17 protein-coding genes are annotated in these 24969 nt (G+C 35.4%); 13 read left to right on the top strand and 4 right to left on the bottom strand.

Features of this window, described 5'->3' with window-relative positions:
• A partial coding sequence (locus ON07_RS09630) for a LamG-like jellyroll fold domain-containing protein (protein WP_010230673.1) occupies positions 1-7713 on the top strand: 7713 nt, incomplete at its 5' end.
• 55 nt (positions 7714-7768) lie between these two features.
• On the opposite strand, the gene rsmG is transcribed toward ON07_RS09630, so the two are convergent.
• A complete protein-coding gene (rsmG, locus tag ON07_RS09625) occupies positions 7769-8398 on the bottom strand; it encodes a 16S rRNA (guanine(527)-N(7))-methyltransferase RsmG (protein ID WP_010230670.1) in 630 nt (209 codons plus the stop codon).
• A 109-nt stretch (positions 8399-8507) separates the two neighbouring features.
• On the opposite strand from rsmG, the gene ON07_RS09620 reads away from it, so the two are divergent.
• Positions 8508-9611, top strand: a complete 1104-nt coding sequence (locus tag ON07_RS09620; protein ID WP_010230668.1) for a fatty acid desaturase family protein — start codon at positions 8508-8510, stop codon at positions 9609-9611.
• Positions 9612-9630: 19 nt separating this feature from the next.
• Positions 9631-10818 carry a pyridoxal phosphate-dependent aminotransferase gene (locus ON07_RS09615; protein WP_010230666.1) on the top strand — a complete coding sequence of 396 codons (1188 nt, stop codon included), beginning with the start codon at positions 9631-9633 and terminating at the stop codon, positions 10816-10818.
• Between the two features lie 74 nt (positions 10819-10892).
• On the opposite strand, the gene ON07_RS09610 is transcribed toward ON07_RS09615, so the two are convergent.
• On the bottom strand, positions 10893-12389 hold the full coding sequence (locus ON07_RS09610) for a TrkH family potassium uptake protein (protein WP_010230665.1): 1497 nt from the start codon (positions 12387-12389) through the stop codon (positions 10893-10895).
• A complete protein-coding gene (trkA, locus tag ON07_RS09605; protein ID WP_010230661.1) occupies positions 12389-13738 on the bottom strand; it encodes a Trk system potassium transporter TrkA in 1350 nt (449 codons plus the stop codon). The genes ON07_RS09610 and trkA overlap by 1 nt, the downstream gene beginning before the upstream one ends.
• A gap of 135 nt (positions 13739-13873) precedes the next feature.
• On the opposite strand from trkA, the gene ubiE reads away from it, so the two are divergent.
• Both ubiE and porT read left to right on the top strand, forming a co-directional pair.
• Positions 13874-14602, top strand: a complete 729-nt coding sequence (gene ubiE, locus ON07_RS09600; protein WP_010230658.1) for a bifunctional demethylmenaquinone methyltransferase/2-methoxy-6-polyprenyl-1,4-benzoquinol methylase UbiE — start codon at positions 13874-13876, stop codon at positions 14600-14602.
• A 4-nt stretch (positions 14603-14606) separates the two neighbouring features.
• Positions 14607-15314 carry a type IX secretion/gliding motility protein PorT/SprT gene (gene porT, locus ON07_RS09595; protein WP_010230657.1) on the top strand — a complete coding sequence of 236 codons (708 nt, stop codon included), beginning with the start codon at positions 14607-14609 and terminating at the stop codon, positions 15312-15314.
• Here porT and ON07_RS15115 read toward each other — a convergent pair.
• The gene (locus ON07_RS15115; RefSeq protein ID WP_010230654.1) at positions 15308-16006 is read right to left on the bottom strand and encodes an RNA methyltransferase; all 699 of its coding nucleotides are present in this window, start codon (positions 16004-16006) and stop codon (positions 15308-15310) included. The genes porT and ON07_RS15115 overlap by 7 nt on opposite strands.
• Before the next feature lie 74 nt (positions 16007-16080).
• Between ON07_RS15115 and ON07_RS17805 the strand changes: the two genes are divergently transcribed.
• From ON07_RS17805 to ON07_RS09560, 8 genes are all read left to right on the top strand, one after another.
• Entirely contained in the window at positions 16081-16527 is a 447-nt protein-coding gene (locus ON07_RS17805) for a hypothetical protein (protein ID WP_316928130.1), read from the top strand.
• Positions 16528-16549: 22 nt separating this feature from the next.
• Positions 16550-18061: a hypothetical protein gene (locus ON07_RS17800; RefSeq protein WP_449404095.1), complete on the top strand. Its 1512-nt coding sequence runs from the start codon at positions 16550-16552 to the stop codon at positions 18059-18061.
• Positions 18045-18647 carry a BamA/TamA family outer membrane protein gene (locus ON07_RS17795; protein WP_316928127.1) on the top strand — a complete coding sequence of 201 codons (603 nt, stop codon included), beginning with the start codon at positions 18045-18047 and terminating at the stop codon, positions 18645-18647. Before ON07_RS17800 ends, ON07_RS17795 begins: the two co-directional genes overlap by 17 nt.
• A gap of 48 nt (positions 18648-18695) precedes the next feature.
• Positions 18696-19763: a class II fructose-bisphosphate aldolase gene (gene fbaA, locus ON07_RS09580; protein ID WP_010230651.1), complete on the top strand. Its 1068-nt coding sequence runs from the start codon at positions 18696-18698 to the stop codon at positions 19761-19763.
• A gap of 55 nt (positions 19764-19818) precedes the next feature.
• The gene (gene accD, locus ON07_RS09575) at positions 19819-20676 is read left to right on the top strand and encodes an acetyl-CoA carboxylase, carboxyltransferase subunit beta (protein ID WP_010230648.1); all 858 of its coding nucleotides are present in this window, start codon (positions 19819-19821) and stop codon (positions 20674-20676) included.
• Positions 20677-20812: 136 nt separating this feature from the next.
• Positions 20813-21082: a 30S ribosomal protein S15 gene (rpsO, locus tag ON07_RS09570; RefSeq protein WP_010230645.1), complete on the top strand. Its 270-nt coding sequence runs from the start codon at positions 20813-20815 to the stop codon at positions 21080-21082.
• Between the two features lie 224 nt (positions 21083-21306).
• Positions 21307-23559, top strand: coding sequence for a polyribonucleotide nucleotidyltransferase (locus ON07_RS09565; protein ID WP_010230643.1), 2253 nt, complete (start codon positions 21307-21309; stop codon positions 23557-23559).
• Positions 23560-23841: 282 nt separating this feature from the next.
• Entirely contained in the window at positions 23842-24705 is an 864-nt protein-coding gene (locus tag ON07_RS09560) for a sigma-70 family RNA polymerase sigma factor (RefSeq protein ID WP_010230640.1), read from the top strand.
• The last annotated feature ends 264 nt before the right edge of the window (positions 24706-24969 follow it).

Here is a 24969-nt window from a genome sequence, read left to right as displayed (position 1 = left end):
TCTAATAATGCACCTTCTACATTTCCATTTGGTGTAACAAATGTTACTTGGACAGTAACCGATGATTCTGATAATACTACTACTGCAACACAAACAGTTACTATAAGTGATAACGAACCCCCATTAAAGCCAAACCTAGCTGACATTGATTGGAGTTGTGGCAAAGAAATAACTGATTTTCCAACTACTACAGATAATTGCGAAGATATAATTACGGGTACTACGACAGATAAACTTCAATTCGAAACTTTTGGTGAATATTCCATCACTTGGACTTTCATCGATAGCGCAAACAATAGTACAACTGCTATCCAAAAAGTAATTATTCCAGAACCAATAGTGAACCAACCGAATGATATTATTGTATGTAATGGAGAGGCAATCTCAACTATAGGCTTCTCAGGAAGTGCAGTTTCTGGCACAGTATATTCTTGGACCAATAGTGACACCTCTATATCCTTGGAGAATAATGGAACCGGGGATATTCGTTCATTCACAGCCGTTAATAATTCTACAGATCCTGTAATTGCAACTATAACAGTAGTACCAATAGCAAATGATTGCGAAGGTGAACCAGTTAGTTTTTCTATAACAGTAAATCCTACACCAACTATCACCAAACCATCTGATCTTGTAGTTTGTGATGGAGAAACTGTAGATGAAATTGTTCTGAGAGGCTCTTCTGTTAGCGGAACAAGGAGAGATTGGGCTAATGATAATACTGCTATAGGTTTAGGAGTAAGTGGGCGTAACAGAGTAGATTCTTTTGTGGCGTCAAATGCTACTAATCAAAGTATTTTTGCAACTATAACAATAGTTCCCACAGCGAACAACTGCGAAGGTATAACAGAAACTTTTAAAATTGAAGTTAAACCTAGGCCTACTGTTACAGCCCCTGAAGACCAAATTTATTGTAATGGAGTTTTAACAACAGCAATTCCTTTATCAGGATCCCCTTCTGGAATTTTATATGATATCAAAGGTGGGGCAGCCATAGGTTTATCCAATAAAGTGGGCGTAACCCAAATTCCTGCATTTACTGCATTAAAAGGATCGTCAACCATTGAGATCACACCAAAGGCAAATGGATGTACAGGAGACCCAGTAACTTATAACATCACTGTGAACCCTACACCAACAGTGTCTTTAACACCTCCTAATCAAACTCTTTGTTCTGGAGAAACAACAAATATTGCGCTTTCAGGCCCAATAGCGGGATCCAGTTTCAACTGGACAATTTCCGAGATCTCTCCTGTTGGAAGCATTACAGGAGCAGCTGATGGAACAGGAATAAAAATAGAACAGCTACTCACAAATACCACTAATTCAGTAGCTACTGTAAAATATAAAATAACCCCTACAGCAAATAACTGTACCGGAACCCCAATTACAGCTACCGTTACTGTAAACCCAACACCGCAATTACAAATCACCAATCCAACAACTATTTGTTCTCCAGCCGAAGTGGATTTAACTGCTGCAGAAATAACTAGTGGATCTTCAGCCGGGGTAACGTTTACTTATTGGTCTAATGACATAGCTACTAGTTCTATAAGCGATCCTACAAAAATTGGAGCTGGAACCTATTATATTAAGGCAAGTTCTGGTAGTGGCTGTTCTATTATTAAACCAGTTATAGTTACAGAAAACACAACTCCAGAATTAACTAGTACATTAAGTCCTGGTGGTATTTGTGGAAACTCTGTGTTTTCATATACACCAACCACCAATTCACCTAATACGACTGTTACCTGGATTAGAAGATCCACTTCGGGATTAAGTAATCCACAAAGTTCCGGTTCTGGTAACCCAGATGAAACTCTAAACCTAGACCCTTCGGTTACATCCACCATAACTGTAATTTATAATTTCACTTTGACAACACCTGAAGGTTGTGAAAATATACAAGAGGTAAAAGTTGACGTAACACCTACACCAACTCTAAGTAATACTACAACTTCTTACACTATATGCGGGGGAAGTGAATTTTCTTTTACACCACAAAGCGAAGTTTCCAATACAACATTTACTTGGACTAGAGCTGCAATAGCAGGGAATTCAGCGAGTTCTGGCACAGGAGCTATAAATGAAACTTTAGTTAACAACACTTCTCAAAATGTTGGAGTAGAATACATTTATTCTTTAAGATCGAACAACTGCTCAAATCCTCAACAATATTCAGTAATTGTTACTGTTCTGCCGTCTATAGAGATAGAAGCAAGTGCTTCAGAAGTAGAGATTTGTTCAGGCGAAAGCATCGATTTGTTTTCTTCTTCAGAATTAAATACAAGTCTCCCTTCTACTTTATTATCCCAAAACTTTAATGGTTCTAATAATTGGACGACTTCATTAAATGCAAGAACTGGAACCTACACCACACCTAGATATGGTTTTAACATCGCATCTAGTGATAATTCCCGTTATTATTTATCTGACAGTGGTACCCAAAACGGAAACAGAAGTTTAAGAAGTCCTAGTATTAACACCATTGGTTACACTTCATTAACTTTAAACTTTGATTTCTTGTATTTAGATGCAGGAGATACTTTTGGAGATACAGGACATATAGAAATCTCAACAAATGGCTCAAATTGGACGGCTTTAATTCAGCCAGTTAATTTTAGTTATGGTAGTTATGATAATAACACTAATATTTATAGACCAATCGCTACTACTTTAAATTTAAGCGCTTACATAGGTCAAGCAACATTGTTTGTTCGATTTAGGCATAATGGACCTGCCAATAGCTATATTATGGCAGTAGACAATGTAAGCATTACAGGAGAAGGATCTAAACCTGCAACAGTAGCGTGGACTTCGGATGTTGGAGATTTCACTTCTTCAGAACAAAACCCTACTAATGTTACTCCGTTAGAAACTACTGTCTACACCGCTACATATACTGACCCAGATACCGGATGCCCTAATAGCAAAACTGTGGAAGTAATAGTTAGACAACCACCAGCGGTAACTATTACCCCAAATTATTGTGGAAATTCCACTTTTATTGAATTAATGTCAGATAATGTGTTTGCAACTTATAAATGGGAATCTGGTGGTAAAATTTTGGGAACGGGCCGTACCGTAGATGTTGAACTTGCCCAAACCTACACTCTAACTGTAACCGATAGTTTTGGGTGTATGGGAATTGGATCTATCAGTGTTTCAGATGAATTACTGACAAATGGAGACTTTGAAAGTGGCTCTACTGGTTTTTATACAGAATATACTGATGAAACAGGGGTTTCACAAAGTTTATATCCAGAAGGTTTTTTCGCTGTAGATGATAATGCAAATTTTTATCATAACAATTTCTATGGTAAAGACCATACCACTGGTAATGGAAATTTCATGATTATAAATGGACATCCGGGTTCTGGCAAGGTTATTTGGAGACAAACTATAACCAATATTCAACCGAACACAAATTATTACTTTAGTGCTTGGGGAATGAATTTAAATCCAGGAAACCCAGCAAGACTCCAATTTCAAGTAAACGGAGTTCCAACGGGAACCATTGCAGATCTAAAAGATGCTCCAAAACCTACAAGTAATGGGCAAGTGAATACGAATAACTGGATTCAGTTCTATAGCAATCCATTCTGGAATTCTGGAAATGCCACTACTGCTGTACTAGAAATAATAAATTTAGAAACCATAAGAAGCGGAAATGATTTCGGAATTGATGATATATCATTTGGTACTCTAGAACCTATAATTTTCAGTATAGATCCAACTAACAACTCTGCAATTTGCGAAGGAAGCATCTTAGAACTATATGCTAATATTGAAGGCGGAAGAGATCCTATAGAATTTCAATGGACAAACGCTAATGGCGATATAGTTTCCACAGAAGAAAATCCTATTTTAGAAGATTTATTAGCTACAGATTCTGGAACTTACACTCTAACAGTAACCGATGGTTATGGCTGTACTGCTCAAATTGGAACGACTGAAGTTGAAATTATTCATGAAACCATTGTTGATGCTGGAGAAGATCAAATAGTATGTGCAGAGAATGCTTTAATAACCTTAAATGGCTTAGTAACTGGATCTATTTCTACTGGAGCATGGACTGGAGGGGAAGGAACTTTTAATCCTAATAGAAATACCTTAGACGCCACTTACACTCCAAGTGCCGGAGAAATTTCTACAGGATCAGTTGTTTTGACACTGATTTCTGGAACCCCTGTTGCTCCCTGCGCTATTGCAGAAGACACTTTTACACTAATAATAAATCCAACCCCAATTATTGATAACATTGAAACGGTAATGCCTAGCTGTTACCAAGGCAGTGATGGGTCGGCGACAGCAACTTTATCGGGCGGAACAGGAACCTATACCTATGCTTGGAGTAATGGACAAACTACACAAACAGCCACAGGTCTTAGTATAGGAGATTATTCAGTAATTGTTACAGATGAAGCTGGCTGTTCTGTTACTGGCAAAATCACAATAATTGAACCTTCTCCGTTAGAAATTGTCGCATCTAGTTTTACACCTGTTACATGTTTTGCCGGTGAGGACGGGACGGTTTCTATAGAAATCGCAGGTGGAATATTAGATGGAGAATCACCTGAATATATTATCACTTTACTTGATATGGATGGCCTAGAAATTTATAAAGAAGAGAGTAATGATACAGGTTTACTAACAATATCTAATTTAATAGCTTCTACTTATACCTTTACAGTTACCACATCCAATGCTTGCACTTCTCTATCGACAGCATTAACAATAAATCAGCCCGACGAAATTCCATCTTCTGCTGGGGATGATATTTCTATTGCTGAATGTGGATCTACAGTGTTTAAACTAAACGCTGCAGAAATTGATCCTACAGCGGCTACTGGAAAATGGTCCATTACTCTTCCGGTTGATGGTGGTGGAGGAATATTTAGCGATGATAGCGATAGGCAAAGTAAATTTACTGGTAAAGCCAACACCTCTTATATCCTAAAATGGACAGTTACACCTTTAAATGGATGTCCAGCAATTTTTGATGAACTTGAAATTACATTTCCTCCAAGCTGTAGTAAATTGGATTTTGATGGTGTAGATGATTACGTAGATTTTGGAGATAACTTTAATTTACGAAATACTGAAAATGCTTTCACAATAGAAGCTTGGGTAAAACCTAATTCCATAAGTGGTATCAATACAATTATTTCAAAACGAAATTTAAACGATCTAACTGAAGGGGGCTATGATTTAATTTTGAACAATGGTAAACCTAGTTTTAGGTTAAATAATAAAACAATTACAACAACCCAATCTATTGGAACAGATAGATGGTATCATATAGCAGCAGTTCAAAAAGGAAGTGAAATCAATGTATTTGTAGATGGCGTTAAGCTTAAAACAGATAATTTACCCACAAAACCAAAAAGTATAAATACACCTATGCTTATAGGTGCTATGTACGATTCAACTAACCCGCTATTACCTAAAAACAATTTTCATGGTTGGATCGAAGAAGTTAGAATTTGGAAGACTGGCTTAAATCAAGAACAAGTAAGGTTCATGATGAATCAGCGTATTAAAAATAATAACGGAAAAGTTCAAGGTGAGATAATTCCAATGGATGCACCAGAAAATCTTTCTTGGAGTAATTTAGAAGGATATTATAGATTAATTGCTTCAGAAATAAACAATGGTGTTACGCTGGACATTACCAATTCGGGCATAAATGGAATATTAAAGAATATCCAAACCACTCAAGAAAACACAGCTCCCCTCCCATATATTTCAAATAATAATGGCGTATGGAGCAATGATAAAATCTGGCTGAGACCTGACGTTTGGGATGCACCGAATAGTAAAGGTATAAATGGTGATAAAATAGATTGGAACATTGCTAAGATATCCCACAATATTTCATCAGGTGGACAGGATATTACGTTGTTAGGACTGTTTTCAGAAAGTGAAGAACTTGAAATTTTCAATCCTAACGAAAACAAGGACGAGAATAACTCTGGACAAGGCCTTACCATAACGCACTATTTTAAATTGAATGGATCTGTAGACTTAATTGGAGAATCTCAATTAGTGCAAACAGAAGGAAGTATTTTAGATAATTCTAGTACGGGATATATAGAAAGAGATCAGCAAGGAACCGCAAGTAGTTATAATTATAATTATTGGTCCTCCCCTGTAGTACCTCAAGGAAGTATGCCAAATTCCACCTATACTGTAGAAAGCGTTTTAATGGATGGAACCAATTCTAGCTCTCCAAAAATATTGAAATTTGGGAACGGACATACTTTTGCCGATGGGGATGCTTCTAGTCCTCGAAAAATTAGTAACTATTGGTTATTCAAATTTAGAGGGAAAGCAGATGAATATAATGACTATGAGCATATAGGTAGCACTGGTATATTGAATGTGGGCGAAGGATACACAATGAAAGGCACTTCCGGAAAAGCAGATGTTTCAGCAAGGCAAAATTATGTGTTCAAAGGACTTCCAAATAACGGAGATATCCGTTTATCTGTGGGTGAGAATCAAAATTATATGCTAGGGAATCCTTATCCTTCCGCCTTGGATGCAAAAAAGTTCATCCTAGATAATTTAAAAGACAGTGGAGGAACTAATCCGACTAGTAATGTTTTTAATGGCGCTATTTATTTTTGGGATCATTTTTCTGGTCAAACTCACGTTCTTAGCGAATATATAGGTGGCTATGCGACTTATAATTTGGTGGGTGGTGTTAAAGCTATTGCAACAGATGATAGAATTAATAGCAGTACTAGCGAAACCACTAATAAAATACCAGGACAGTATATTCCTGTAGGCCAAGGGTTCTTTATTAATACTGTAACGAATGATGATGTATCCGGAAATTACATTGTAACTGGTGGAGATGTACTTTTTAAAAATAGCCAACGCGCATTTGTTACAGAAGCTTCGAGTTCCTCCCTGTTTTTAAGACCAGAAAATAGTAGTAAAAATGAAAAAGAAGAAATGTCAGAATCTAAAATACGATTAGATTTTTCTTCTCCTTTAGGTTACAACAGGCAAATTTTAGTGGGAACTAACCCGAATGCAACCAATAATTTTGATCTAGGTTACGACGCACCTTTGAACGACTATAATTTAGAGGATTTCTTTTGGCTAATAGACAATAGAGAGTATGTGATCCAAGGTGTATCCAATTTCGATTTAGAGCAAGTATTGCCAATTGGAATTTACATAACTCAAAAAGGAGAATTTTCTATAGAAATTAACTCACTAGAAAACATTCCTAATGAAACAAATATTTATGTTCAAGATTTGAAAGAAAATAAATTTTACGATCTCAGAAAAAGTGCATTCAAACTAGAAATAGAACCCGGAGGTTATTATGAACGTTTTCAGATTGTATTTCAAACTGACGAAGAGGTCGATGAGGATACTGATGGAGTAGATGAAGAGCCAGATAGTGAAGAAATGGAAGAAGAGGGTGACAATGACTCTCAAAAACCAACAGAAGATGGAATTCAAGTTATTTATGTCCAAGCTGATAAAGAATTGGCTATCCTTAACCCAGATCTAGCCGAAATTCATCTAGTCGAAATTTATAATATTGCCGGTCAAAGGGTGCAATATTATAGAAATGTTGTAACCGAGAAGGAACCAACATTACCGGTAAGACAATTTGCATCAGGAGTTTATGTAGTAAAATTGTACACTGCAAACTTTCAGGTCGCGAAAAACATTATTATTAGAAATTAAACTTCATAAGACTTAATTAATTGAGAATACAAATATGAAGGATAGATGTAAAAGTCTATCCTTTATATTTTAAAGGAAGATGAACCACTTTTTTAGTTTCAAAAAAGTCTTCTTCAAAATAATCTGTCAAATTATAAATTTTAGCTGTTTTGTAGGTTTTTAATTCTTCAGATAGATCCCCACCCTTCAAATATAAAATACCATTTTTTAATTCATGGGTACTGTTCTTGGCGGTCTTGCCCTTTACCCAAGCAACAAAAGAAGGCATAACTGCCACTGCTCTACTCACAATAAAATCAAATTCTCCTTTAATTTCTTCAACCCTTGAGTTCGTAGTTTTTACATTTTTCAACTCCAAACCAGATACTACTTCATCCACTACTTTTATTTTTTTTCCAATAGAATCTACTAAATGAAATTGAGATTCGGGAAAAAGAATCGCTAATGGAATACCCGGAAACCCTCCACCTGTGCCAACGTCCAAAATCTTAGAGCCTGAATTAAATTTCTGAACTTTAGCAATTCCCAAAGAATGCAATACATGGCGAAGGTATAATTCCTCTATATCCTTTCTCGAAACTACATTGATTTTAAGGTTCCAATCTTGGTATAAATCCTGTAATCCCTGGAACTGATCTAGTTGAAGAGAAGTTAAATCTGGGAAGTATTTTTTTATTAAATCCAAGGTTTTGTATTTTAGGTTGCAAAAGTAATTAAAATAATCACGTTAATTTTCCCTAATTAGGGTATGCTCATTGTAGAATGTTTTACCTTTGAAATCAGAGTTACAAAAAATGGCATTAGATAAAAACCCTATTAGATTTTCTCGAGTAGACTCGGCAAAATTCTTTAAAACCCTAAATAAACGTGTAAACGCCTATTTTAAGGAGAATGAAATTTCCAAAACCGGAAATTGGAAACTGCATTTGAAAACTATTGTCATGTTTTCAATGTTTCTTGCGCCATACTTTTTAATCCTAAGTTTAGATATTTCGCAATGGTGGATGCTCGCCCTTACTATTGTAATGGGAGCTGGAATGGCAGGCGTAGGAATGAATGTTATGCATGATGGAAATCATGGATCTTATTCATCTAAAAAATGGATCAATAATTTTATGGGAGGAACAATTTATGTTTTGGCTGGAAATGTTTACAACTGGCAAGTGCAACATAATGTCCTACATCATACCTATACAAATATACATGGCCATGACGAAGATTTAGATGCAGGAAGAATTATTCGATTTTCTAAACATTCCAAATGGTTTAGATTTCATAAGTTTCAGCACTACTATTCTGTATTTTTATATGGTTTACTAACTTTTAACTGGGCGCTTACTACAGATTTTAAACAGACAAAAAATTACTTGTCCCGAAAACTTTCCTATGGAAAATTGCCATCTCCTACAAAACAGTGGAGCATAATTGCAATCACAAAATTAATATACCTCGCTATTTGGATTGTAATCCCGATGCTCTTTGTACCAGTTGCTTGGTGGAAAATTTTAATTGGTTTTTTTGTAATGCATTACACTGCAGGTCTTATCCTTAGTATCGTATTTCAATTAGCACATGTAGTAAATGAAACCGATATGCCTTTACCAGATAATACTGGGTCCATGAAAAATACTTGGGCAATTCATCAATTATTTACAACAGTGAATTTTGCTACCAAAAATAGGTTGGTTAATTGGTTTACCGGTGGTCTTAATCATCAGGTAGAACACCATATCTTCCCTAATATAAGTCATATTCATTATACTAAAATTGCTGAGATCGTTAAGCAAACTGCAAGAGAATGCAACTTGCCTTACAATGAATTTAAAACTACTCGAGGTGCAATTGCAGCTCACTTCAAATACTTAAAAGAGATGGGTGCTAAACCTATTTCAGCCTAAAAAATTTAACTCTTTATTTATGCAAAAACATTTATCTGACCGTATTAATAATTTAGCAACATCTCAAACCTTGGCTATGGCTGCCAAAACCAGAGAGCTAAGAGCAGAAGGGAAGGATATAATTGGATTAAGTCTTGGTGAGCCAGATTTTAATACACCAGACTTTATTAAAGATGCTGCCATACAAGCAATTAACGATAATTATAACTCATATACGCCTGTAGATGGGTATGTAGAGCTAAAAGATGCTATTATCACGAAATTCGAGAGAGATAATAGTTTGACTTATGATAGATCACAAATTGTTGTTTCTACTGGCGCTAAACAATCGTTAGCTAATGCTGCAATGGTTTTGCTGAATCCGGGAGACGAAGTTTTACTTCCTTGTCCTTATTGGGTAAGTTATTCTGAAATAGTGAAATTAGCAGAAGGTGTTCCTGTTGAAGTTCCTACTACAGTGGAGAGTAATTTTAAAATTACACCTCAGCAATTAAAGGAAGCTATTACTCCAAAAACTAAAATGATCTGGTACAGTTCTCCTTGTAATCCAAGTGGAATGGTATATAGCAAAGAAGAATTAAGAGCTTTAGCCGATGTTTTACTTGATTACCCGGATATTATTGTTTTAAGCGATGAAATTTATGAACATATAAATTTTGTAGGAGGGCATGCATCGATGGCTCAATTCGATGACATGTATGATCGCGTAATTACCGTGAATGGTGTTTCTAAAGCTTTCGCAATGACTGGTTGGAGAATAGGCTATATAGGCGCTCCAGAATGGATTGCAAGGGCGTGTAACAAAATGCAAGGTCAAATTACAAGTGGAGCGAACTGTATCGCTCAACGGGCTGTAATCACAGCTTTAGAAGCTCCGGTAAGCAAAATTCAATTTATGATAGATACTTTTAAAGAGCGTCGTAAATTGATAATATCCTTGTTAGATGCTATTGAAGGTTTTAAAACTACAGAGCCTGAGGGTGCATTTTATGTTTTTCCAGATATTTCTTTTTTCTTCGGAAAAATACTGAAAGGGCATCAAATAGATAATGCTACAGATTTTTCTATGTTTTTATTAGAAGAAGCATTGGTAGCAACGGTAACCGGCGATGCGTTTGGAAATCCTAATTGTATTAGATTCTCTTATGCTGCCAGCGAAGATCAAATTAAAGAAGCATTAAAAAGAATTAAGGAGGCTGTTTCATAAAGTAAATATTTCATCAAATAAAAATGCTCCGTATAATTTACGGAGCATTTTTATTTGATAGAGGCAGTAGGTTATTATCTATTACGCCAAAAGAAGGGTGTAAGTAGAATTAGTACCGTAAATAATTCCAACCTTCCTATAAGCATTAAAAATGCCGACCACCACTTTCCGGCAGCGGGTAAAATATCGTAATTATTAACCGGACCAAGTCCGCCCAATGCTGGTCCAATATTCCCAAGAGAAGATGCCGCACCTCCAATTGCTGTTATAAAATCTATTCCCATAAAAGCAAATACTAAGGCTCCTATTATAAAGGATAACATATATAGTATAAAAAACCCAAGGATGTTAAATACAATTTCTTGTTTTATAGATCTTTTATTATAACGGATCGGTAATATCGCATTTGGGTGCAAACTGCGTTTAAATTCTGTTACTCCATTCCTTATCAAAATTAAATGGCGCATTACTTTTACTCCACCCGCAGTAGACCCTGCTGATCCTCCCAAAAACATTAATCCGAAGAACATCACGGTAAGAAATGGCGTCCATAGTGTATAATCTGCACTAATAAATCCTGTGGTTGTAACAACTGTTAGCACCTGAAATAATGAATGTCTAAACGCACTCTCCCCTTCTCCCCAAAGCATAGGGTGTGTTATAGACGAAATTGCCACATCTGCCTGAAAGTAAATTATTAGAGATGCAACAAGAGTAAAGGCAACTATAAAGATGCAATACCATCCAAACTCATCATCATGTAATACTTTCTGAAACTTGCCTTTAAAACTGAAATAACTTAGCACGAAATTGGAACCCGCCAAAAACATGAAAACTATAATTATATATTGTATTATTGGCTGATTATTCCAATAGGCTAGACTAGCATTTTTAGTTGAAAAGCCTCCCGTGGAGAGGGTACTTAAAGAATGATTGATGGCATCAAAGAAGCTCATTCCAGCTACTTTAAGCAAAATTGTTTCAGCTAAAGTATAGAGAAAGTAAATTAACCATAATCTCTTAGCGGTATCTGTAATCCTTGGCTTCAATTTATCGGCGCTAGGACCGGGTGCTTCAGCAGAAAAAAGTTGCATCCCTCCTATTCCTAATAATGGCAAAATTGCAATTGCCAAGACAATAATACCCATTCCTCCAATCCAATGGGTTAGACTTCGCCAAAATAATATTCCTTTCGGTATAGATTCAATATCATTGATAATGGTGGCACCTGTGGTTGTATACCCAGACATCGTTTCAAAAAAAGCATTCGTAAAATCTGGAATTGTTTCAGAAAATATATAGGGCAGTGTTCCACTTAAAGCCATAAAAATCCATCCAAAAGTTACTACAACATACCCTTCTCTCTTTTTAATTTCTTTTCGGTGTCCCCGAGTTAAGAACATTAGGATGGTTCCTACGAACATTGTAAGTAAGGAAGCTGAAGAGATTTGCAATGTAACTCCGTCCTCATAATACCAACTTGTAATTACTGCTAATAGCATGAACCCACCATTACACAACAGGAGTAAACCCATGATGTGCAAGATGATTTTAAAGTTCATTTTTGGCATTAAAGAAAGAGCTTTTCAACTTTATTAATAGATCTTGGCAAGCAGCATACTACAATTCTATCGCCACCACGAATCATAAAATCACCCAAGGCGATTATTCCTTCTCCATCACGAATAATTCCTCCAATTATTGCAGATCGAGGAAAATCCAAATCTTTTATTTTAGTATCACAAACTTCAGAAGTTGGTTTTACAATAAATTCCAGTAATTCAGCATTCATATTATTGAGCTTGGTCATGGCAACCACTTCCCCTTTTCTTATGAACCTAAAAATATTATTTGCTGCTAAAAGTTTCTTATTTATAAGTGTGTCTATCCCAATAGAATGGCTTAATTGAAAATAATCCATATTCTCCACTAAAGCGATCGTCTTTTTAACACTTTTCGATTTCGCAACAAGGCAAGACATAATATTAGTTTCAGAATTACCCGTTACTGCTATAAAAGCATCCATATCGTGAATATTTTCTTCTTCTAAAAGTTCTACATTTCTACCATCGCTATTTATTACCAAAGTATTAGGCAACTCATCTGCAAGATCGAATGCTTTTTCCCGATCATTTTCTAATAATTTTACCTTGAAATTATTTCTGCATAGATCGGAAGCTGTTTTCTTTCCTATTTTACTTCCACCAAGAATCATTACATTCTTAATAGTTTGCTTAACCTTTCCTGTAAGCTTATAAAGATCATCTACTCCACTACGAACTGTAATGAAATAAACTTGATCTCCTTCTTTAAATTGGGTGTCGCCTCTAGGTATTAACGTATATTGAGTACCAAACCGCTGAATGGCAATTGGAACAAAGTGAAGTTCCGGGAAAATCTTAGCAGCTTCTTTCACTGTTTTACCAACGAAAGTAGCTGTTCGGGACAAATTAAGGCCAATCATGGTTAAAGCCCCGTCCTCAAACTCATAACTATCATCAAAAGCAGATTGATTTAATAATAGAGCAATCTCACGAGCAGCAAGTGCCTCGGGAGATATAAGTTCATCTATCCCGAATTTATCAAAACCTATTTCCTCTTTATTATCTAAAAATTCGGTGTTAGAAATTCGAGCGATGGTACGTTTTGCGCCAAGTTGCTTGGCTAAAACACAAACTGTAATATTTGTAGCTTCACTAGAAGTTACCCCTATTACAAGATCAACATTTTTTACTTGAGCTTCTTTAAGAATATTAATGGAAGTAGCATCTCCTTTTAATGTGCGTATATCCAGATGAGTATCTGCATATACTAAATTATTCCTATTATTATCTATAAGGGTAATATCTTGAGACTCGTAGGATAAAAGTTTTGCTAAATGAAAGCCGACTTCTCCAGCACCGGCAATAATAATCTTCATATCTTATATTCCAGTTGTATGAAAAACCAAAGGTAAGTTATTTTATACAACTGCTTTAGAGTAGAATCTTAATAAATTTACAATCTTATCAGCTCTTTTATTGGATATCCCCTATCTTTGAATCAAATTTTTCTCATGAATAAAAAAGTGACTCCTTACAAAGATTCTAATCTTAATAAAAAAGAGCAAGTTGCCCAAATGTTCGATAAAATATCTGGAAATTATGACGGGCTTAATAGAGTAATATCTTTTGGGATAGACATTAAATGGAGAAAAAAGGTTGTTGCCTTAGTTTCTGAAAAAAAACCCGGAAATATTCTGGACATTGCTACAGGGACTGGAGATTTGGCTATTAACTTAGTGGAAACCGGTGCTAAAGAAATTATTGGATTAGATATTTCTGAAGGAATGCTAGAGGTTGGAAGAAAAAAGATTGGAGATAAACAGCTCTCCGAGAAAATAAAAATGGTACAAGCAGACTCTGAAGCGCTGCCTTTCGATAACGAAACTTTTGATGCCATTACTGTGGCATTTGGTGTTCGGAACTTTGAAAATTTAGAAAAAGGTCTCTCAGAGATTTACAGAGTTTTAAAACCTAACGGAATTTTTGTAATATTGGAAACTTCAGTTCCAACCAAATTTCCCTACAAACAAGGTTATAAATTTTATTCCACAAGCCTATTACCGGCTATTGGAAAATTATTCTCGAAAGACAAAGCAGCATATTCCTATTTAAGTGAAAGTGCAGCAGTTTTTCCATATGGAACAGAGTTCAACAATATTTTAAGTAAAATAGGGTTTATAGGTATAGAAGATAAGCCTCAAACATTTGGTGTTGCAACCATATACACAGCTTCTAAATAACTATATGAAAAAAATTGTTGCCTTTTTAGGGCTTTGTTTGTTCTTTTCTCATGCAAATGCTCAGATATTCTCAGGGGAAAGTATTATCAATCAAGAAAATATCGATAATAAACGATGGTCTTGGGGATATTACCTAGGTTTTAATACCTATGATTTTGATTTTGATTATAAAAAGTATGATCCGAATCCGGTTTTAGGAAAAGATTTTAATATTGAAACAACGATAGGTTTTAATGTTGGGCTTGTGGGAAGTTTGAAATTAAACCATAATTTTGACCTTCGCTTAGAGCCAGGAGTTAGTTTCAACACTCGAAACTTTCAAGCCTTTAAGGCAGATCAGGAAACCTTCCGTGAGATTAATTCTACCTATGTGCATATTCCTCTATTAATAAAATTTTCTACGAACAGACTTAACAATTTTAGGCCTTTCGTTGTAGCAGGAGCCTCTACGTCCTTAAATTTATCCAGTAATGAAAATAATCCTGACGACAATAGTGTTGGGCAATTTAGAATGAGAACCAATACTTTTTATTACGAAGTTGGTGTCGGAATAGATTTATATTTACCATACTTCAAACTCTCTCCTTCCCTAAGAGGAATTTTCGCCATTAATGATGAACTTGTTAGAGACGAAAACCCTACTAGTTTGTACACAGGCAATGTAGAACAAATGAGAACAAGAGGAGTGTTTTTAAATTTTACTTTTCAATAGCTTTCCTTCCGCCTGATTTCACTTAATAGAATGGCTGTTGCTGTAGCAACATTTAAACTCTCAGTGTTTTTAGAATTGCCGAATTGAGGAATATTTATTTTCTTTTCTACCAATTTTTCAATGCTTTCAGAAATGCCGTTGGCTTCGTTTCCTAAAATAACAATGGCATTTTTTGATATTTCTGAAACAAACACATTTTCACCTTCGAGAAAAGTTCCCACTTTTAAATGAGAATTATTATGTTTTAAAAACGACGATAACTCTACATAATGAATCTTCACTCTTGTAATACTACCCATTGTGGCCTGAACCACTTTAGAATTATAACAATCTACCGTGTCTAACGAACAAATTAAGGTTTCAACTCCAAACCAGTCACAAAGCCTAATGATAGTTCCCAAATTTCCGGGATCTCTTATTCCATCTAAGGCAATCACCAATCCTTCTAACTTGATTTCAGTTTCAATTGGAATTTTAAATATCGCCAAGCCAATTTGGGGTGTTTTTAATCGGCTTATTTTTTTTAATTCAACCTCAGATATCAAGTGTGTTTTTTGCTGAGGCGCATTAAATATCTCTTGCGTTGTATAGAGAGAATCTAATTCAATATTAGATTCTAAAAGTTCCTCAATTCCCTTTTTTCCTTCAACAACAAAAAGACCTGTTTTGCTTCGATGTTTTTTTTTGCTCAAGACTTGTTATTAACTTAATTTGGCTTTTGCTAACCATGCAATTAATGTATTTTTGAATCCTTAACTCAGCTTTATTGAAACGCTATCCCGCAAAAATATCGTTATTATTTTTAACCTTGGCATTTTTCATTTCTTGTGATGCTGTTAAAAGAGTTAGCAGCGACGAATTATTACTTACAGAAAACACCATTTTTCTAAATGGTAAAAAAATTAAGGAGTCCAGAATTTACAATCAACTATACCAAGAGCCCAATGCCAAGCTCTTAGGCACTCCTTTGCGGCTTCACTTTTATAATTTGGCAAAAAAAAATCCGGATTCAGCTTTTCAAACTTGGCTTTATAAAAAACCAAATAGAATTAAGCGTTTAGAAAATATTTATTCTCAAAAGCAAGTCAACAAACTTGAAGAAGCCTATATAGATCTAAATAATTGGATTAAAAAAACTGGAGAAGCTCCGGTAGTTATAGATGAAGAATTAACAAAAAAAGTCGAAAAACCGACTTCAAGCTTGGTACTTTAATAACGGTTGGTTTGATGCAGAAATCGATTATGAGATAAAACCACAAGAGAACAAAAGAGGAGAAATAGATTATTTTGTAACCTCCCATCAGCCTTATATTGTTGATTCCATTAATCAAAGAATTGGCTCTGTGGTAATAGATTCCATATATAATGCCTATTCAGCTAGCTCATTAATCACCTCTGGGGTTCAGTATAAAACTTTAGATTTTAATGCTGAAAGAGATCGATTATCAAGGCTCTTCAGGAATAATGGAGTTTATTATTTTGACCAGGAATATATAAGTTTTGAAGCTGATACAGTTGGCACAAACAAAAAGGTGAATGCCACAGTTATTATAAATAACAGGCAAGTTACCCAAGGAGATACCACTGCAAGAATCCCTTTCAAAATACATACGATAAGTAAAGTAAATGTGTTTACAGATTACACATTTAACAATAGATACAAGCCTGTAACCGATAGCGCTATCTATAATGGCTATAATATTTATAGTTTTGAAGAACTCGAGTATAAACCGCGTGCAATTACCGACGCCATTTTTATAAAACCCGGAGAAATTTTTAAGGATACCGACAGAACCAGAACGTATAATAGAATGAGTTCGCTACGAGTGTTTAAATATCCTAATATTGAATATACTCTTGATCCTTCAGACAGCACCAGTACCGATTTAATAGCAAATATCTTTCTAAGTCCGCAACCTAAATATTCATTGGGCTTCGATTTTGATATTTCTCAAAGTAATATCCAGGATTTTGGGGTAGGTTTTGGAGGTTCTCTATTAATTAGAAATGTTTTTAAGGGTGCCGAAAATTTTGAGATATCGGCAAGAGGGAGTGTTGGTTCATCTTCGGATGCGGCACGAGGAAGTTCACAGGATCAATTCTTCAATATTTCTGAAATTGGTGCAGATATCAAGCTCATTTTCCCTAGAATTTTCATGCCTTTTAACACAGAGAAGTTTATTCCTAAATACATGTCACCATTCACAACCTTGAGTGTAGGTGTTAGCACTCAAAATAATATAGGGTTAGATAAGCAGAATTTGAACGGAATCCTGAATTACAAATGGAACCCTTCAAAAAAACTTTCACATAAATTAGATCTTCTAAACATTCAATTTGTTCGGAATTTGAATACCGACAATTATTTTAATGTATATCAAAATTCCTATAATAACCTCAATGAAATTGTTCAATCGGGAGATGTTGTTACAAATCCAAATTACATAAACGAAAATGGGCAATTACTTATTCCTACAGGAGCTGAAGGATTTATAAGAGATGTCACAATTAATGACCCAGGCACTTCAGGAATTTCCGAAGATCAGCGACAGACTATTGACAATATCCGCGAACGAAAAGAAAGGTTAACAGAAAACAACTTAATTTTCGCCTCTAATTTCACCTATTTAAGTAATAATAAAGAGAATTTATATGATGATGATTTTTCCCGATTTCGTTTTAAAATTGAAACAGCAGGAAATTTTTTAGCTGCATTTTCTAGTCTAACAGGTGCAAAAAAAAGATGATCAGGGTAGATACGATGTGCTTGGGGTAAATTATTCACAGTATGTAAAAACTGAAATAGATTACATAAAGCACTGGGATTGGGGAAACAAAAATATATTCGCTTTAAGAGCATTTGGAGGAATTGCTATTCCTTATGGCAACGCCAACAGCATCCCATTTATTAGAAGTTTTTTTGCAGGTGGACCCAATGATAATAGAGCATGGCAAGCCTACGACCTTGGCCCGGGTAGTTCTGGAGGAAGAAATGAGTTTAATGAAGCGAATTTAAAACTAGCATTTAACGCAGAATATAGATATAATCTTTTTGGCGCTTTAAATAGTGCCTTTTTCATAGATGTTGGTAATATTTGGAATGTTTTGGATATCGTAGATGATCCTGCTGCCACATTTACTTCATTGGCAGACCTCAAAGATATTGCTGTGGGTTCCGGAGCTGGGTTGCGATACGATTTCAATTTTTTCGTATTGCGATTTGATGTTGGCCTTAAAACATATGATCCATCAAGACCTTTGGGAGCTAGATGGTTTAAAGATTATAATCTAGCCCACGCTGTTTATAACGTGGGTATCAATTATCCATTCTAACCAAACTAATTTTCTTATTTTTGTAAATCTTAATTTAAACTAACTAACATGAGTCACAATATAAAACCAGGGGTTGCCACTGGAAAAGAAGTACAGGAAATTTTTAAGTATGCAAAACAAAAAGGATTTGCACTTCCCGCGGTTAATGTTGTTGGTTCTAGTACTGTAAATGCTGTTATGGAGACGGCTGCAGAACTTAATTCGCCGGTTATTATTCAGTTCTCAAACGGTGGTTCACAGTTTAATGCGGGAAAAGGACTTTCTAATGAAAATCAACAAGCGGCTATTGCAGGTGGCGTTGCCGGAGCACTACACATTCATGAATTGGCCAAAGTTTATGGCGCAACAGTAATATTACATACAGACCATTGTGCTAAAAAATTATTGCCTTGGATAGATGGACTTTTAGATGCTGGAGAAAAATTCTATAAAGAACATGGCAAACCATTGTACAGCTCTCACATGATAGATCTTTCTGAAGAATCTATTGAAGAAAATATTGAGATATGTAAAAAATATCTTGAAAGAATGAGCAAGATGGGAATGACTTTAGAAATTGAATTAGGTATAACTGGTGGTGAAGAAGATGGTGTAGATAACACCGATGTAGATGATTCAAAATTATATACCCAACCAGAAGAAGTGGCTTATGCCTTTGAAGAGTTGAGCAAAATAAGTAATCAATTTACTATTGCTGCAGCTTTTGGAAATGTACATGGAGTTTACAAGCCGGGGAATGTAAAACTTACACCAAAGATCCTTAAGAATTCTCAAGAATTTTTAAGCAAGAAGCATGGATTAGGAGATAATCATATCGATTTTGTTTTTCACGGTGGAAGCGGTTCTACCTTAGAAGAAATTAGAGAAGCTATTGGATATGGGGTTATAAAAATGAATATAGATACCGATCTTCAATATGCCTATGCCGAAGGAATTCGTGATTATATGGGAGAAAAGAAAGAGTATTTAAAAGCTCAAATAGGAAATCCTGACGGAGCAGATGTTCCAAATAAAAAATATTACGATCCAAGAGTATGGTTGCGTGCAGGAGAAATCACTTTTAAGAACAGACTTACGAAGGCTTTTGAAGACCTTAATAATATAAATACACTTTAATAAAACGGAACCTGAAATATTTAATTATTTCAGGTTTTTAATTATACTATAAATTATGGCTTGGTTTAAAAGAACACAAAAAGGAATTCAAACTGCCACCGAAGACAAGAAAGATGTACCAAAAGGATTATGGTATAAGTCGCCTACAGGAAAGATCGTTGATGCAGAACAATTAGAAAAAAATTTTTATGTAAGCCCGGAAGATGGTTATCATGTAAGAATTGGAAGTAAAGAATATTTCAAAATTCTTTTTGATGACAATAAATTCAAGGAGCTTGACAAAAACATAGATTCTAAAGATCCTTTAGGATTTGTAGATACTAAAAAATATACCGACAGATTAAAAGCCGCGCAAGAAAAAACAGGATTAAAAGATGCCGTAAGAACTGCAGTTGGAAAATCTAAAGGAAAAGATTTAGTTATTGCTTGTATGGATTTTAGTTTTATTGGAGGATCCATGGGTTCTGTAGTGGGAGAAAAGATTGCTCGCGCCGCAGATTATGCGTTGGAAAACAATATTCCATTTATGATCATTTCTAAATCTGGAGGCGCCAGAATGATGGAGGCTGCATTGTCTTTAATGCAATTGGCAAAAACATCTGCAAAACTAGCACAGTTGGCAGATGCTAACATCCCATATATTTCATTATGTACCGATCCTACTACCGGAGGTACAACCGCTTCTTTCGCAATGTTGGGAGATATTAATATTTCGGAACCTGGAGCACTTATAGGATTCGCTGGACCAAGAGTTGTAAAAGATACTACAGGCCAAGATCTACCAAAAGATTTTCAGACTGCAGAATTTTTAAAAGATCATGGTTTTCTAGATTTTATAACCCCAAGATCTGAATTAAAAGATAAAGTGAATTTATACTTAGACTTAATTTTAAACCAACCGGTAAGGGTTTAACATTTAATTATTTAGCAATTTTAGTTCACTGAATAATAAAAGAATTAACATCTAAATATTTTAAGAATAATATAGTATATTTGCGCCTTGACAGAAATACTGTCTGTACATAAAAATCATTAAAATTAATATTGGAATGTATTTAACTAAGGAAGAAAAGCAGGAGCTTTTTAAAAAACACGGAAAAAGTACTAAAGATACTGGATCCGCAGAAGGTCAAATCGCATTGTTCACACAACGTATTTCACACCTTTCTGGTCATTTAAAAACAAATCGTAAAGATTATAATACTGAGCGATCTCTTGTAAGATTGGTAGGGAAAAGAAGAAATCTACTTGATTATTTAATGAAGAAAGATATCTTAAGATACCGTGCTATCGTAAAAGAATTAGGATTAAGAAAATAATTTTCAAGGGAGCTTTATGCTCCCTTTTTTTTATTCAAATTAATACAACTTCTCACTGTCTTTAGATTTATTTAAAATTGTTACTCTTAGCAAAATCGAAGAGTAGTTTTTCATTGGTCACACAACAACCACACAACAACACAACTTGTTCGTTTAGAAAGACGAAGACCATTGTATAACACACAATTTGTATTTATTGCAAATTGGAATTGAAAAAAAACAATATGATACCAAAAGTTTTTAAAGAGGTTATCGATCTTGGAGACGGTAGAGAAATTTCTATCGAAACAGGAAAATTAGCTAAACAGGCACACGGATCCGTAGTGGTTCAGTCTGGAAAATGTATGATGCTTTGTACTGTAGTTTCTAACTACGAACAAAAGGATCTAGATTTCTTACCGTTAACGGTAGATTACCGTGAAAAATTTGCAGCAGCAGGACGTTACCCAGGTGGTTTCTTTAAAAGAGAAGCCCGTCCTAGTGATGGTGAAGTTTTAACAATGCGTTTAGTGGATCGAGTATTAAGACCATTATTCCCTAAAGATTATCACTCTGAAACTCAGGTGATGATCCAATTAATGTCTCATGACGATGATGTTATGCCAGATGCAATGGCAGGTCTTGCCGCATCTGCAGCAATACAATTATCAGATTTCCCGTTTGAATGTGCTATTTCTGAAGCCAGAGTAGGACGTGTTAATGGTGAATTTGTAATTAACCCAACAAGAGCACAATTATTAGAGTCTGACATCGATATGATGATTGGAGCTTCTGCAGATTCTGTGATGATGGTTGAAGGTGAAATGGATGAGATTTCTGAAGAAGAAATGGCAGACGCTATTAAGTTTGCACATGAGCATATTAAGATACAATGTGCGGCTCAGTTAAGATTAGCTGAAGCTGTTGGAAAAAAAGAGACTCGCGAGTACCCGGCAGAAAGAGAAGATGCAGATCTTAAGCAGAAAGTTCACGACATGGCTTACGATAAAGTGTATGCTATTGCAAAAGCTGGTTCTGCCAAGCACGAGCGAAGCGATGCTTTCAATAAAATTAAAGAAGACATCAAAGCAACTTTCTCTGAAGAAGAGTTAGAAGATTATGGTGGTTTAGTTTCTAAATATTACCGTAGTGCAGAAAAAGCTGCTATTAGAGATCTAACTTTAAATGAAGGACTTCGTCTTGATGGTCGTAAGACTGTAGATATTCGTCCAATTTGGTGTGAGATCGATTATTTACCTTCTGTACATGGGTCGGCTATCTTCACACGTGGAGAAACTCAGGCTTTAGCTACCGTAACTTTAGGTACTTCTAGAGAAGCAAATAAAATTGACATGCCATCATTTGAAGGAGAAGAGAACTTCTATCTTCACTATAACTTCCCTCCTTTTTGTACTGGTGAAGCAAGACCTATTCGTGGAACATCTCGTAGAGAAGTTGGACATGGTAACTTAGCGCAGCGTGGATTAAAAGGAATGGTACCAAATGATTGTCCTTACACAGTTCGTGTAGTTTCTGAAGTATTAGAATCTAACGGTTCTTCTTCCATGGCAACTGTTTGTGCCGGAACAATGGCAATGATGGATGCAGGAATCCAAATGAAAAAGCCAGTTTCTGGAATTGCAATGGGATTAATTTCTGATGCTGATTCTGGAAAATTCGCAGTATTATCTGATATTCTTGGTGATGAAGATCACTTAGGAGATATGGACTTTAAAGTAACCGGAACTGCAGATGGTATTACCGCTTGCCAGATGGATATTAAAGTAAAAGGATTACGTTACGAAATTCTTGTAAGTGCATTAAAGCAAGCAAGAGATGGTCGTTTACATATTCTTGAGAAAATAACTGACACGATTGCTACTCCAAGAGAAGACGTGAAAGAATATGCTCCAAAAATGGTTTCTGTTCGTATTAAAAACGAATTTATTGGTGCGTTAATTGGACCAGGAGGAAAAGTAATTCAAGAACTTCAAAAAGAAACTGGATGTACAATCGTTATAAACGAAGATCCAGTAACCGAAGAAGGTATTGTTGAAATATTAGGAACAGGACAAGAAGGAATCGATAAAGTATTAGCTAAAATTGATACTATCACGTTTAAGCCGGAAGTAGGATCTGTATACGAAGTAAAAGTAATCAAGATGTTAGATTTTGGTGCTGTTGTGGAATATTTAGATGCTCCAGGAAACGAAGTATTATTGCACGTATCTGAGTTAGCTTGGGAACGTACAGAAAATGTGAGCGATGTTGTTAACATGGGTGATGTATTTGATGTAAAATACTTTGGTTTAGACAAACGTACGCGTAAAGAGAAAGTTTCTCGTAAAGCTTTATTGGAAAAACCAGAAGGTTATGTTGCACCTAAGCCAAGAGAAAATAACGACAGAGGTCGTGATAACAGAGGATCTAGAGACAATCGTGGTTCACGTGACAACAGAGGTCGCGATGATAGAAAACCAAGAGAGGACAGAGATTAAACTGTTTTAATAAATAATTTAAGAGGTCGATTGAAAAATCGGCCTCTTTTTTTTGCTTAATATTAAAGTAATTTTGTTTGCGTTAGGGATTGCAGCGAAAAGCCCGCAGCGACCATAGGGAGCGAGAACTTGTAGCGAAAAGCCCGACCATGAAAGCCATTTTTATGGATTGAGGGGAAACGCCCAAGAAAAGTTTAGCAGGACTTTTGTAACATTTTCAGGAATTCTTACGTATAACCTAATACAAGAGCTATTCACAATTAAAATCCAAGGAGACGATAGATGAGACAACTTAAAATTACGAAGCAGGTAACCAATAGAGAAACCGCTTCGCTAGATAAGTATTTGCAAGAAATAGGAAAAGTAGACTTAATTACAGCTGAAGAAGAGGTAGAATTAGCACAAAAAATTAAAGCGGGCGATGACCGTGCACTAGAGAAATTAACTAAGGCAAATTTACGTTTTGTGGTTTCGGTTGCAAAACAATATCAAAATCAGGGATTAACACTTCCCGATCTTATTAACGAAGGAAATTTAGGATTGATTAAAGCTGCAAAACGTTTTGATGAAACTCGTGGTTTTAAATTTATCTCGTATGCAGTTTGGTGGATTAGACAATCTATCCTGCAAGCGTTGGCGGAGCAATCTCGTATTGTACGTTTGCCATTAAACAAGATTGGATCTATAAATAAAATCAATAAAACATTTGCTTTTCTTGAGCAATCTCATGAGCGCCCACCTAGTGCTGAAGAAATTGCAAAAGAACTGGACATGACGATTAATGATGTAAAGGAATCTATGAAGAATTCCGGACGTCACGTATCTATGGATGCACCTTTGGTAGAAGGAGAAGATTCTAACCTATACGATGTATTGCGTTCTGGAGAGTCTCCAAATCCAGATAGAGAATTATTGCATGAATCTCTAAGAACTGAGATAGAGCGCGCCTTAGAAACGCTTACTCCGCGTGAAGCAGATGTTATTAGATTGTATTTTGGTCTTGGGGATCAGCACCCAATGACCTTAGAAGAAATAGGAGAAACTTTTGACCTTACTCGTGAGCGTGTTAGACAAATTAAGGAAAAAGCGATTAGAAGATTGAAACATACTTCTAGAAGTAAGATCTTAAAAACATATTTGGGATAATATCCCATTGAAGATGACAACAGTATACCCGATATCTATCGGGATAACTGTTCGTTTTTTGATTGATGAATGACCCCGGAGTGATGACCGGGGTCTTTTCATTTTAAAAATTTGAGTAAACTGCTATATTAGTTCTTGAATTAGCTTGGGTTTAGATTATTAAATTATTTATTTTAGTTTTTATTAAACCTGATAATATGAGATATGCCATAGTATACGTAAGCACGGTTTCCAATAACTTGGAAAAGAGAGAAATTGAAAAAA

Origin of the sequence: Gillisia marina, from assembly GCF_000258765.1 — a bacterium.
GTDB lineage: Bacteria > Bacteroidota > Bacteroidia > Flavobacteriales > Flavobacteriaceae > Gillisia > Gillisia marina.
This window is presented reverse-complemented; position numbering and strand designations above follow the sequence as displayed.